The sequence below is a fragment of the Paraflavitalea sp. CAU 1676 genome (assembly GCF_029223285.1).
In the GTDB taxonomy this organism is placed as follows: Bacteria; Bacteroidota; Bacteroidia; order Chitinophagales; family Chitinophagaceae; genus Paraflavitalea.
The window spans coordinates 260,627-274,492 of record NZ_JARHUJ010000004.1 but is presented as its reverse complement, the minus strand read 5'-3'; the positions used below and the strand labels follow the sequence as shown (position 1 = coordinate 274,492).

At 51.4% G+C, this 13,866-nt stretch carries 9 protein-coding genes; 2 read left to right on the top strand and 7 right to left on the bottom strand.

Annotated features, from left to right (window positions below):
- Nucleotides 1–37: 37 nt before the first annotated feature.
- Together P2H89_RS14075 and P2H89_RS14070 are read right to left on the bottom strand one after the other, a co-directional pair.
- Complete coding sequence (locus P2H89_RS14075; protein WP_275827808.1) at nt 38–3,262, bottom strand: TonB-dependent receptor; 3,225 nt, start codon at nt 3,260–3,262, stop codon at nt 38–40.
- 204 nt (nt 3,263–3,466) lie between these two features.
- Nucleotides 3,467–4,582: a FecR domain-containing protein gene (locus P2H89_RS14070; protein ID WP_275827806.1), complete on the bottom strand. Its 1,116-nt coding sequence runs from the start codon at nt 4,580–4,582 to the stop codon at nt 3,467–3,469.
- Nucleotides 4,583–4,769: 187 nt separating this feature from the next.
- On the opposite strand from P2H89_RS14070, the gene P2H89_RS14065 reads away from it, so the two are divergent.
- Complete coding sequence (locus P2H89_RS14065) at nt 4,770–5,195, top strand: SRPBCC family protein (protein ID WP_275827804.1); 426 nt, start codon at nt 4,770–4,772, stop codon at nt 5,193–5,195.
- Nucleotides 5,196–5,275: 80 nt separating this feature from the next.
- Here P2H89_RS14065 and P2H89_RS14060 read toward each other — a convergent pair whose 3' ends face one another.
- Complete coding sequence (locus P2H89_RS14060) at nt 5,276–6,295, bottom strand: hypothetical protein (protein ID WP_275827802.1); 1,020 nt, start codon at nt 6,293–6,295, stop codon at nt 5,276–5,278.
- A gap of 193 nt (nt 6,296–6,488) precedes the next feature.
- Between P2H89_RS14060 and P2H89_RS14055 the strand changes: the two genes are divergently transcribed.
- Nucleotides 6,489–9,368: an endopygalactorunase gene (locus tag P2H89_RS14055; protein WP_275827799.1), complete on the top strand. Its 2,880-nt coding sequence runs from the start codon at nt 6,489–6,491 to the stop codon at nt 9,366–9,368.
- A gap of 43 nt (nt 9,369–9,411) precedes the next feature.
- Here the strand turns inward: P2H89_RS14055 and P2H89_RS14050 are convergent, their stop codons facing one another.
- From P2H89_RS14050 to P2H89_RS14035, 4 genes are all read right to left on the bottom strand, one after another.
- Nucleotides 9,412–10,053: an RNA polymerase sigma-70 factor gene (locus P2H89_RS14050; RefSeq protein WP_275827797.1), complete on the bottom strand. Its 642-nt coding sequence runs from the start codon at nt 10,051–10,053 to the stop codon at nt 9,412–9,414.
- An 89-nt stretch (nt 10,054–10,142) separates the two neighbouring features.
- Nucleotides 10,143–11,786, bottom strand: a complete 1,644-nt coding sequence (locus P2H89_RS14045) for a glycoside hydrolase 43 family protein (protein WP_275827795.1) — start codon at nt 11,784–11,786, stop codon at nt 10,143–10,145.
- 24 nt (nt 11,787–11,810) lie between these two features.
- Entirely contained in the window at nt 11,811–12,827 is a 1,017-nt protein-coding gene (locus tag P2H89_RS14040) for a zinc-binding alcohol dehydrogenase family protein (protein WP_275827793.1), read from the bottom strand.
- A 20-nt stretch (nt 12,828–12,847) separates the two neighbouring features.
- The gene (locus P2H89_RS14035) at nt 12,848–13,837 is read right to left on the bottom strand and encodes a pectinesterase family protein (protein WP_275827791.1); all 990 of its coding nucleotides are present in this window, start codon (nt 13,835–13,837) and stop codon (nt 12,848–12,850) included.
- Between the last annotated feature and the right edge of the window lie 29 nt (nt 13,838–13,866).

The window sequence follows — 13,866 nt, the reverse complement described above, 5'->3', positions numbered from 1 at the left end:
ATTTCATTTTTGTTGTTACGATTCCTTTTGCTTTTGATCAGAAGTCGACATTGATGCCCGCCACGACCAGTTTGGTGAGCGGATCGTTGAGCGCCCCTCCCCTTTCCACATCGTAGTTATCGATCTTCGAGAAGGTGAACAGGTTTTTACCGGTTACGTAAATGCGCATGCCGTTTACGCCGTATTTGCTGAGGAATGGTTTGGGCAGATTATAACCGAGTGAGATATTCCTGATCTTCAGAAATGAGCCGTCTACATAGGCCAGCGTCGATGAATAGGGCAGTGCGGCAAAGGAACTGCTGGTGCGCGGATGAGGAAAATCGTTGGAGGAGTTCTCCGGCGTCCAGTAGTTGACGATGGCACCATTTTCCCGGCCGGGCAGGTGTACGCGGCCGTAATAAGCGTATTCCATGGTTTGTCCCATGCGGGCAAAGAGGAATACATTGAGATCGAAATTCTTGTACCTGAAGTCGATATTGAGTCCCGCATTCCATTTGGGTACCAGTTGACCTACCACTTTTCTATCCCTGTTGGAACTAATAATCGTGTCCTTTGTACCGAGGTCTTCCACGCGGATATCGCCGGGTTTCTGGTTATACAATTTCGCCTGGGCCGAATCGGCCAGTTGCCAGATGCCGATCTTGTTGAAGTCGTAGGATACACGGGTGGGATGACCGATGAACCATTCGTTGAGCGGATCGTCGATGCCGCCTACCAATTGGGTGATCTTTTCTTTGGCGGTGAAGAAGCTGAGGCCCGCGTTGAGGCTAATATCATTTTTGCGGATAACGGCTACATTCAGGTTGATGTCTATTCCCGTGGTTTGGGTGCTGCCTACGTTGTCGAAAGTGGCCGACACGCCGGAAGAGGCGGGCAACTTGCGGATGGTGAGCAGGTCGGTGGTCTTTGTTTGATAGGCATCGATGCTACCGGTGATCCGGTTACCGAAAAGACCGAAGTCGATACCGAAATTCAAAGCCCTGGTCTTTTCCCATTGTAAATTAGGATTGCCGATGGTATCGCTGAAGGTGAAACCAAGTGCCGGATTTTCTCCAAAGGCATTGGGTATGCGTATCAGGGTAGACTGAGTTTTATACGCCGTGATGGCATCGCTGCCGGTGATGCCATAGCTTACCCGCAATTTAAGGTCGTTGAGGTTGGTGACGTTTTGCAGGAAGGGCTCATCGCTGATGCGCCAGGCGAGCGCCGCTGCGGGGAATACATCCCATTTGTTGCCCGAGCCAAGTTTCGATGAGCCATCGGTGCGCACGCTTACCGAGGCGAGGTATTTTCCCTTGAATGAATAATTGATCCTACCGGCATAAGACAGCAGATTCTCCTTGGTGTATCCGCTGCTGATGGCGAGGTTTTCGGTGGAGTTCTGCAGGGCATAGAACAATTGCGAAGGCAGTATCTGCTTGTTGCCCTGGGCCTGTATGAACTCATTGTTGATCTCGAGGAAGGTGGTAATGCCGGTGAGGGTGAAATTATGATCGTTGAATTGTTTGTTATAAGTAAGGATATTTTCCCAGTTGATGTTGCGTCCGCGCGATGCTACGCCAAAGCCGAGGGTGCGGAGGCCTCTTTGCGATAACGAGTTCACATCGAAGAATGCGCCCTGCCGCGAATCGGTAAATACGAAACCGAGGTTGCTCCTGAGCGAGAGTCCTTTCAAGGGCGTTAGTTCGAGGTAGGTGGCGGCGAGGGTACGGGTGATGAGCGTATTGTTGGTGGCTGCGCCCGGCTGTTCATCGGCCAGCGGGTTCCAGCGGGCCTGGTCATTGACCGGAGACAGGATGATGTTACCGGCGCTATCGTAAGGCGTTGACCAGGGGGCTACTTTGCTGGCTTCATCCATCGGGTTGGTGCGGGTGTCAATATCGTAATAGGTAAGCTGCATCTGCATACCCGTTTTGGCCAGTTTGCCCAGCGTTTGGTCTACATTCATGCGGCCGGTATAACGTTTCAACTCATCGCCTTTCAACAATCCTTTTTCGCCATAATAATTGAGGGAGAGGTATACCTTGGTTTTATCATTGCCGGCCGCTACCCCTACCTGGTGTTCCTGCTGGTTGCCGCGGCGAAACAGCAGGTCGGAATAATTGGTATTGATGCCGTTTCCGATATTCTTTAATTCTTCGGCACTGAACAGGGCGCCGTCATTGGCGGGACTTGACCATATGCCGGCGGGGTTGACGCCTGCGAGGTCGATCTTGCGGTTGGCTTCTCTTCTCCAGGCCTGGTATTGCTGGGTACTCATGTAAGTGGGATAGTCTGACCGGTCGGAGACTCCATAATAAGAGTTGAGGCTGATCTTCGGTTTGCCGTTGCTGCCGCGTTTGGTGGTGATGAGGATAACGCCATTGGCACCTCGTGAACCATAGATCGCGGTAGAAGAAGCGTCTTTCAACACTTCGAGCGATTGTATATCGTTGGAGTTGATGTCCTGAAAAGAATTGTATTGTATACCGTCAACGATCACGAGCGGGGCATTGCTGGCCATGAGGGAGCGGTTGCCGCGGATCACGATATTGACACCGGAAGAGGCAGAGCCGCTCATGCGGGTAATATCGGCGCCGGGCAGTTTGCCCTGCAGGCTTTCCATAACGTTGCCCGAAGGAACCTTTTTGATCTCATCACTTTTTACCGATACCACAGCGCCGGTAAGGTCTCTTTTCTTCACGGCGCCATAGCCAATCACTACAATATTCTCCAGGCTTTTGGTGGTCGATGACAGCGCGATATTGATGGTGCTGCGGCTGCCGATCTTTGCCTCCTGGGGTTCGTAGCCAACATAAGAGAAGATGAGTGTTTCGTCCTCATTGGCGCCAATGGTGAATATACCCTGTTCATTGGTGGTAGTGCCGCGTTCGGTTCCTTTAACTTTTACTGAGACGCCCGTCAATGGCAGGCCGGCATCGTCGGTAATGCGGCCGGTAATGGTTTTCTCTTTGCGTACGGCAGGCTGTGGTTTGATCACGATCAGGTTATTTTCCATCTGCAGATAGATCAATCCTGTTTTCTCGAGCAATTGATCGAGGGTTTGGCGGATGCTGGCATCCTGCACTTCGAGGTTGACCTTCTGGCGGATATTCGGCAACTGATCGTTGTAAAGAAAACGGTAATGGGTTGCTTTTTCGATGCTGGTGAGTATGCCAGCTATTTCGGTCTTTTTAAACCGGAAGTTCAGCTTTTCCTGACCGAAGCCCGTGGCTGACACATTGAGGGCGAAGGCAATAAGCAAAATCGTAGTCAATTTCATAACAAGCAGTGCTTTGGAAAGCATAGGATGCCGCGTGGCCCTGCAAGGCCAACGGGTTTCCGTTAGAAAACTTTTCATACTTTGTGATCATTATGGGTTAACAATTCCCGCCGCCCATGGCGGCGGATACACCAATTTTTAACCTGTAGTACAACGGGGAATGCTGCAACATTCTCCGTTACTTTTTACGGCTTCCCCAACCGGTTATTTTGCCGGGTCGCCGGACCGGATATAGATATCATTCCCTTTTATTTCATAGTGGAAAGGCAGGGCTTCGGTCAGGGCCCGGAATGCCTGTTCGGTGGTCTCTATTTCGAGGGAGCCCGTCCATACCAACTGGCGCACGGGTTCGTCTTCAAAATGAATGGTGATGTTGTACCAGCGTTCGAGCTTTTTGGCAAGGTCTTCAAACCTTTCGCCCCTAAACTCGAGCCGGTTATAGAGCCAGGCTGTTTCGAAACGTTCATTTTCTTTCAGGCTGCTATCGAGATTCACGATAGCGTCTTCGGGTTTAACCGCGGCGCTCTGCGCGGCTGCGATGACTGGCGCAGGAGCCAATCCATGCTCTGCTCTGGCAAGTACTATTTTCTGATGTGGGTGCAGGTAGATCGGCGCTCCTGCCGAATCGGCCAGGCGGGTGATCTGTATAAGCCCCCTGATGAGTGTTGTTTCGATGGTAGGTTCTTCCGCGTAGGATTTCACATTGAAGGCGGTGCCCAATACGCGAATGTTGAGATCGCCGGCATGTACGATGAAAGGTTTGTCCGGCTGCTTCACAATATCGAAAAAGGCTTCGCCCTGCAGGGTCACTTCGCGGGTATTACCGGCAAACACCGGATCATACGTAATGGAGGAACCTGCATTGAGCCATACGGTAGACCCATCGGGCAACAGGGTGCGGGTCTTGCTGCCTTTTTTCGCAACGATCTCGTTGCCGGTTGTTGATGGCACCAGGTGGTATTGTTGCCAGGTGTAGACAGCCAGGATGATGCCTGCCACCGCGGCTGCCCAGCGTACCGGTCGGAGGTAGCGTAGTCGCGCAACACGCGAAACCGGTTGCTCATTGTACTCCTGCTCTACCGGTGACGCCTGTTCTACCGATTCCAGGGCCGAGCGTTGCAGGATCTGACTAACCCTCGCCGTTATCTCTTCCGGACTGGCCGACTGTTGGGGTTTCCATAAACGTTGTAATAATTCATATTGCTGCATAAGACACGGCTGCTGCTGAAGGGCCTGCATCAATGCTTCTTTTTCCTGTGTGGATGCCTCCCCGCTCAGGTTGCGGGAGAGGAGGAACCAGATATGTTCGGGTTTTTCCATACTGCCGGTTGGCTTTATACCTGAAGGACAGGCATTTTTGAAAACACCATTAAGGGATTTTGAAGTTTTTTTTAGTGGGTCGCAAACGACCTCGCTTTTGTCGTTTTTACCCATTGGGTGTTTTGCCTGCACGCTGTAAGTTTGCTTTATCAATCAAACACAAACACATCACCTTAAAAGTATAATCATGGAAACGATTAACAGAACCAAGATCACCGTAGAAACAACCGTAAATGCCCCTGTAGCCAAAGTATGGCAGTATTGGAACGAACCACAACATATCATGAGCTGGGCTTTTGCATCGCCAGACTGGCATGCGCCCAAAGCAAGCAATGACCTGCGTGTGGGCGGTACTTTCTCTACCACCATGGCCGCCAAGGATGGCAGCTTCAGCTTCGATTTCGGTGGTGTATACACTGAAGTAACCGACAATAAGGTAATTGCCTATACCCTGGGCGATGACCGTAAAGTAAAAGTGCTTTTTTCGGAAGAAGGCGGCAAAACCCATATTGTGGAGACCTTCGAGGCTGAAGACACCCACTCCGTAGAGATGCAGCAAGCCGGCTGGCAGGCTATCCTCGAGAACTTCAGAACGTACGCGGAAAATAATTAATGGATCACCCGCTAAGGGACATAATAGCAAAGGGGCAACATCGATGATGTGCCCCTTTGCTATTATATATTATTATCTTCTTACTGATCGAGTTCTTTCCGGATCATTTCGATCTGCTCCTCGTAATCTCCTTCTTCCACGGGCCCTTCCCCTTCTTCATCGGGACTATAAAACTGCTGATTATTGAAAGTGCGTGATGCCTCATTGGCTTCCTCCAGTAATTCCAGCGCTTTGTGCAGGTCTTTGGGCACGCCAATGCCTTTGTGGTAGTGGTAGGCCAGATCGCCTTTGGCTACAGTAAGTCCCAGTTCGCTGGCCTTTTGTATGAGGGCGAAGCCTTTTGCCGGATCGGGTTTTACCGTGCCGATCCCCTGGGTGTAAACATGCCCTTCCTTCCACCAGGCCCAGGCCATGTGAAGGCCGTTCTCTTGCATGGAGTGTAAGGTATCGAGGGCAATGACGATCTTTTCAGGGTATTCGTCGATGATGAAATCGGCCAGTTCCTTAAGGTCTTCCGATTCGCCTTCTGCGATGGCGCGTTGCCGCCATTTTATCACTTCGTCTTTTTCGGATGTATTGAAGTAGTAGTGGTTGGCCAATTCGTGACAGGCCCTGGCGTCGCCGCCTTCGGCCAGTTGTTTGAACAACTGCTGGCTGATGGCGTCCCATTCCATGGGGGCGCGCTCGTCGTACACGGCCAGCGAAAGCTCGAGGGTGATCCAATACAGGCATCCCGGACAACCAGCGTATTGATCGAGCCAGGACTGGTATTCTTTAAGCTGCCCTTCGCGCATAGCAGCTGCCACTTTGATAATTTCCTTTTTGTTGATCAGCTCCCGCAGGGAGTAGTTGTGCAGGGATATCTTGTTTTCTTCGATCAAATAAAGGCGGGTTTCGGCCGATACCGCATCATCGGTCCGCCGGTAGAGGTATTGCTGGCTTACATTTTCGGCCAGGGAAAGGTATTGCCTGCCCAGCATCTCCTTTTCATGAGCCGGTGCCGCGTTGAAGGTCCATAGATCTATACCGTCATCTATGCCTGTTTTTTCACCTGCCCGGATCGCCGCAACTATTTCTTCCATTTTTACCTGATCTACCATAATTCGCTGTATAGAAGTTAAATATAAGGACGAAGTGTTAAAATTCATTGTTGTCCGGCGTTTTTAACATGGTAGTCTGCCACCAGCGCCGGAATAAATTGCTGCACGTCAATTATATTGATGATTTTGACAATTTAGTTGACGCAGGCCGAACGCTTTGCCTGTACCTTTCGGATCATCACCAATCCAGGATATGTATAGATTCATCACCCTTTTTTTAGGCCTTGTCAGCGCATTTTCCGACTCATCGGCACAAACCAAACGTCCCGCTGGCCTGTGCGTACGGCAGGCTGCTGCAGCTCCTCATATACTCTCTATCGAAAAAGACACCATTGTCGTTGCCGGGGGCAGCACCTACGCTTTTACGGTCGATACGCCGGAGGATAAGGGACTTATTTCCACCAACCCGGGCGTACAGGGATTGTTGCGGGAAATCGTTTCCTGTAACGGAACTACCCCTACTTATAGTGTAGAAGACGCACTTGGAAAATCAAAGCAGGAGGGTTCGCTGCTTAGCGGCGACCGCCTGGTGCTGCAAGGCATCAACCCGTCTCAAAAACGCACCTATCATATTATTGTACGTCCGGCAGCCCTCAACGGTCAACTCGTGCTTGACCGTGGTACGATGACCCTCGGTGCTACCGCCCCACTGACGTTGTATTATACGGCCGGCCAGCGCAGCCCCGACGCCCGCGTTCGCATCCATATTCCTGCCGGTATCGACGTATCGATGAATAATGTTACAGTCAATGTGATCGGCCGGGGCGATGTGTTGCTGAAGGACCTCGCCACCCAATCCATCGGACGGGTGGGCACCAATTATTCCTATTCGCAGGTAGGCAAGGTTACTATTGAGCGGCAGGCCGATGGCAGCTCGGTGCTTCATTTCACCGGTCTTGATCTGCGACCCGCCAATGGGACTGATCTCAAACTGGTGTTCAAAGCCGTAAGACTTACAAAAGCCGGCTTATATCTCTTTCGTGCCAGCTATACCACGGCAAGCCCGGCGGTTTTGAGCAGCGTCGGCAGTGCGCAGGAATCGGCTGTGTTGTCAACCAGTGATCGCATCTCCGATCTTTCGCGCATCATCAATAACAAGGCCGCTTATGCAGAGACGGACCTTACCACGGTACAATTCGGATGGACTGCCGGCGACGCCGCTTCCAACATTCAATTGCAACAATCTATCGATGGCGGAAAAAGCTGGCTGGCAGCCCGTGGGGTACTCGACGCAAAAAAAAGGATAGCTACTGTTCAGGCGCTGGCTCCCGGCAAGCTCTATCATTTCAGGCTGCAGGTAAAAGAAGGCCGCCATAAAGGTGTTTCGAATATTACCTCCTGGTTCGCCGGCAAAAAAGATATCAAAACATTTGGTGTAAGCGGATCGGCGGAGGATGACCAAACGGAGTTGATCAACAAGGCCATCGATTCTATCCATCGCCTGGGTGGTGGTGTGTTATTGTTCAGCAAAGGAGTCTATTCCGTACGTACAGTTCACCTGCGCAGTAATGTATGGTTGTTTATCGATAAAGACGCTACTGTAAAAGCTTTGAAAGGAACCGATGCACCGGAGACCACCTGGTTCAGCGATAAGAAATATCGATCGGGCCTGTCGCCTACGGATCCCGGACCTTATGCCGACCCGGAGAATTATCTGACCAAGCAGGATGTGGGCCACCATTATTTCCGGAATGGAATGTTCTTCGCCGAGCGGGAAGACAATATCAGGATCATCGGCAACGGACGCATCACTGGCGATGGCAACCTCGTTACCGGCGACCGGGTCATGAACAATGCGCCGGATAACCGGGGCGACAAGATGTTCGTGTTCAAGCTTTGTACGAATATCGAGATCGGCGGTATTCAACGAACGGAGGACCTGTGGTATGATGCTGAAAAAGACGAACCGTATTATATCCGGAAGGATGGCAGCAAGGATGTCAATATTGACAACATGCTGCAGATCGACCGTGGTGGTCACTTTGTATTGCTGGCCACCGGTACCGATGGCATCTACGTGCACAACAGTTATTTCTCGCGCGCCCATAACGGCAATGTGCGGGACATTTATGATTTCATGGGCTGCAACGATGTAAGGGCGATCAATATCTATTCGAGGGTAAGCTCGGATGACATCATTAAACCTGGGTCTGATTGCTCACTGGGTTTTACGCGCCCGGCAAAAGGATATATCGTGCGGAATATTATCGGCGATACCAACTGCAATTTGTTCCAGATCGGTTCGGAAACGGCCGATGACATTATGGACCTGCATGTAGACAATATCTATGTGCTGGGGGCCAATAAAGCCGGTTTCTCCATTTCTACCAACGATGGCGGACATATCAAAGATGTTCACCTCAACTGCGGTCATACCGGCAGCATTCATTCCCGTTCCCAAATGTTACGGGCCACGGCGCCATTCTTTATTTCGATCTCCAACCGGGGCCGTATACTGGGCGCCGATGTGGGCAAATATTCCTTCACTGAAAACGGAGAGCAGCACAACGAGCTCCTGGTAAAAAATGTAAACATTGGTCAGGTAGAGAATATTCTTATCAACGGTATCGATGTACGTGAAGTGTACAGCGGCAGCTCGTATGGCGGCAAGCGCTGGAAACCCTTCGACGGTTCGCAGAAAAGATCATCCCCCATCATTGCTGGTTATAAGCTGCCGGACGCTGACCAGGTAGCGGGCAAACTGGATTTCCGGTTACCCAATGGAAAACATACCGGCTATGTCAACAATATCGTTTTCACCGATGTGCATGTGCTGGTAAAGGGCGGTAACCCTTTATCGGATACCGCACAAACGCCGCCCGAACTGGGCGTTGGTCAATACAATGCTTCCAACCTTAAAGTGCAGCCCTCCTATGGTTTGTGGGCCAGGCATGCGCAGGCTTTGACCATCCAGCATTGTTCTTTTGGATATGAGCAACCCGATGGCCGCTATGCCATTTTCCTCGATGATGTACAGGGAGCCACCATCAGGAATGTGAAAATGGTGCCGGGCAAAGGGAATGCCACCCTCGTAAAAACAAAGGGTTCGGGGGAAGTAGTTGTATCGCCCTAGCAGCGTATGCGGTTCATTGCTTTTGTTGTGGTCAGGATCGCGCTCAGAGGAGCGGTCCATTACCCACGATGAACAACAAAAGCGCTACATCGGGCATTTTGCCGTTCGTGCGTGCTGCTTTATCGGCCTGCCGGAGGTTGCGGTCGATACCGAGGGCTGTGCAGATCTTTTTGATGGCAATGGCCATTTGCACATCGACGGTATTAATGGAGATGTTCAATACTTCCGCTACTTCGCGGTGTTTTAAACCGTCTTCACGAACCAATTTAAAGATGATCTTACAGCGGGGAGGCAGGTTCTCTACTGCTTGCTGCATCTTCTTCATGATCTCGGCCGTTACCAGTTCATTATATGGGTCGGCAGCCATATCGCCGGTCTCTATGTCGAGATCGTCGAAAGGCGCTTGTATGAGGGAGCGTGCTTTTTGGGATACGGCATTCAAAGCCTGGTTCTTGGTAGCAACGTAGAGGTATACGGTGAGGTTTTCAATATCGTTTACCCGGGCCCGGTTGGTCCACAGTTTTACAAACACATCTTCTACTATTTCTTCTGCCAGTTCGGGAGAGCGTGTAATGGCGCGGGCAAAATGATGCAGGCGTTTGCTGAATAAGCGGTATAGCTCGGTAAGGGCAGGTTCGTGTCCTTTACAGATGGAATCCTGTATGGGGCGCAAGCAATGGGACATAGGTTTACAATCGTCCCGACAAGTGTAGGCAGATTACCGGTAATTCTTCCTCTCTATCCTTTTTTTATTTACGCAAACGTTACCGGCCATCAGGGTTTGGTAACGCGGAAATAATCGAAATCGGCAAAGCCGGCGTCATTGATCTGCCCCGGGCGGGTGCAGAAGAGGCCCGTTTTAGCACCGATCCAGCGGCCGGGCTCGGCCTTAAACGGCGTTTCGATATCTGTAAACTCTTTTCCCTCAACACTATATCCAAAACGGCACAATGCACCAGGTAGTATTTGTACCCTTAAGGTTACTGTAACACTGCTGTCGCCCAGTTTTACCAGTTCCTTTTCGGTTTCTGCCGTTCCCTTAAACGCCTCTTTGCAGGTATTGTACACGAGCCAGATGCCGTCTTTTTTCTTCTTTACCGTGAGGGCCGCATAACTCTGTCCCATGACTAGCAGGCCCGCTCTTTCGTTCTCCAGTTTTGGGTTGGGCGTAAAGGTTAGCCGGGTGCTCATCGCGAATGACTCGCCGGGCCATTTCTGCAGTAACAGGTTGGGCACCTCCCACAGGTTCTTTGCCGAATCGGGTACTTTATCGGAGAATAGGCGCAACACGCCTCGTGAAGGATCAAGGAATGACCAGGTGGCTTTGGGATTGGCCTGCCACTGCCATTGCAGGCCCAGGGCCGGGCCGTTGAATTCGTCGGTCTCTGCCGGTGTGGATTGGGGCTGCGGCTTTCCGGTGTTGGGTTTCTTGTACACCAGCACGGGCTCGCCTTTGCCATCGCCATCTTTATCGACCCCGATCACGGGCCAGTTGTTGACCCACTTCATGGGCTGCAGGTGCACTACACGTCCATAGGCCTCTTTATCCTGGAAATGCAGGAACCAATCTTCTCCGGTGGGTGTTTGTACCCATGCGCCCTGGTGGGGACCATTAATGGAGGTGCTGCCCTGGTCCATTACTACTTTGCGTTCGTAGGGGCCGTATATATGTTTTGATCGCAACACCAGCTGCCAGCCGGTAGCAACTCCGCCTGCCGGTGCAAAGAGATAATAATAACCGTTGCGTTTGTAGGCTTTGGGGCCTTCTATCGTAGGATCGGTGGCGTGGCCATCGTACACCAGTACGCCGGTACTGGTTACTTTGTCGCCCGCGGCGTTCATCTCTTTCACCACGATCACGCTTTTGATGCCTGCCCGGCTGCCGGCATAGGCATGCGTGAGGTACACTTTTCCATCATCATCCCAGAGAGGGCAGGGATCAATTAATCCCTTGCCGGCTTCCACGAGTACGGGATCGGTCCAGGGCCCGCGGATATTGGTGGCTTTGGTTACATAGATGCCGAAATCGGGATCGGGATAATAGATATAGAACGTGCCGTTGTGATGACGAATGGCAGGCGCCCACACGCCATTGCCATGTTGTGTTTTGGCAAAGTGATCGAAGGGCGGCTGCCGGTGCAGGGCATGGCCTATGATGCTCCAGTTTACCAGGTCTTTGGAATGCAGGATGGGCAATCCGGGCACTGCATCGAAGCTGGAAGCGATGAGGTAATAATCATCGCCTACCCGTGTGGCATCGGGATCCGAGTAGTCGGCATCGATGACCGGGTTCTTATAAGTTCCATTGCCATTGTCGGGTACCCACACCTGTGAAACAGGTGTAACGTTTTGCGCAATGGCGGCCTGGCTAAGACTCAGTATGCAGGCTATGGCAAGTGTAGCAACCGGAAAACGCATAGCAGGTTATTGTGAACTGATTTTTTAATTGATAGACACCATCGCTTTGATGACCCCGTTGGCAGGATCGAGCCAACCGGCAAACTGCTCTTTGATTTGCTCGAAGTTTACCCGATGGGTTATAAAAGTGAGCGGATCGATCTGATTGTTCTTTATGCAGCGTATCACGTGTTCAAAGTCTTCCCGTGTTGCATTGCGACTGCTCATGAGGGTCGCTTCGCGTTTGTGGAATTCGGGATGGCTGAAGGAAATATCTCCTTTTTGAAGCCCTACCAATACATAACGTGCTCCATGCGCCATATACTGAAAAGCGTTGTTGATGGCTTTCCCATTTCCGGTGGCATCGATCACCACCGTCGGCATATCGCCATTAGTGATCTGTTTAAGCCGTTCCATGACGTCTTGTGTGGCGGCATTGATGGTATGCTCTACGCCTAGTTTATGGGTACAAAACGAAAGCCGGTTCTCATTCACATCGAGCGCGATGACCTGTGCGCCTGCGATGGCGGCCAGTGCTATGATGCCCAACCCAATGGGGCCTGCACCCACTACCAGCACAAACTCTCCGGCTTCTACAGCTGCACGGCGCAAGCCATGCGCGCCGATAGCCAGCGGCTCTACAAGCGCAAGCGCTTCAAATGAAAGACCTTCGCCATGCAACAGTTTATCGGCAGGAACAGACAGGTACTCTACCATTCCACCATCTACGTGCACGCCACATACTTTGATATCGGTGCAGCAGTTCGTCTTGCCACAGCGACAGGCGATACAAGTGCCACAATTGAAATACGGGATAAAAGAAACTGTTTCGCCTTTTTCAAACCCTGCTGCTCCTCCTGCATCTACCAGTTCGCCTGCCAGTTCATGACCAAGGATGCGCGGATAACTGAAGAATGGCTGAGTTCCTTCAAAGGCATGCAGATCAGTGCCGCAAATTCCAATGCGGCGAATGCGTATGAGGGCCTGCCCCGGGGCTGGTTGTGGTGCGGGTATTTCCTGGTATTCAAACTGTCCGGGTGAGCTACAAATCAACGATTTCATAATGGTACAATATTATCGACTTATTTTGGCTTATCAGCTGGTTGCCAATTGCCAAATATGTTCATTATTGTGAACTGTTTTGCCTGTTTTGCCGTGAGCTGCTTTGACCATTTTACCCGTTGAGTTGGTTGTGCACCAGGACCTTCGCTTTGGTATTCCGCATACAATACAGTTTTCTCGTTGTCGGGGTTGCGCCAGTTGTCCCACCCTTCTTTGTTGATATGGCCGCTCATATGGGTGTACAGGAAAACCGTTTTGCTATATGGGCGCCAGGGCCGGCCAAGAAACACTTTTTTGGCTGCCGTATCGGCAATGAGCGTACAATGCAGAAAGACAAAGCCATACGCCTGCCGGGGCGTGGTGGCGGCCGCCGTAATGTACGAGTTACTGAGGCTTTTAATGGTACAGCGATCAAACACGACCGTGGCTTCACCGAATATGAAATCCGTAGTGCCCTCAATATAACAGTCGCGGTAAAGCTGCCGGCTCGTTTCGGTAGCGGTGTAGAGCGTATCCTGGTTGCCCAGCAGGCGGCAACGGGTGATGATGCACCGGTCGCCTTCCACATGCAGGGCGACTGCCTGCCCTACCCTGCCCGCTGTATTTTCGATGGTCAGATTTTCGACCGTGCAATCATTGCCTTGTATCAATACCGTGTAAGAAGTGTAGGTGCTGTATTTGTCCTTACCGTACGGATCTACGCCCGGATAGGTTTTTCCCGAATAATCGGCATGGGTGATGATGGTGCTGTCTTTACTTTCACCCAGCAACGAGATGCGGCATTTCCAGGACGGGACGACGAGCTTCTCGCGATAAACTCCCTTTTTGATAAAGATGGTAACCTGTTGTTGTGACAAGTCGCGCACGGCATTAACCGCTTCCTGTATGGTTTTGAACTGGCCCGAGCCATCCTGCGCCACCGTGAATGACGAAGGATAGGTAGTGGGCTGTGCTATTGAAACGGATGCTAAGAGCAGCAGGGTCAACAGGAGGTAAAAGCTTTTTATCATAGATCGCATGCTATCCATTCGTGAAGCGG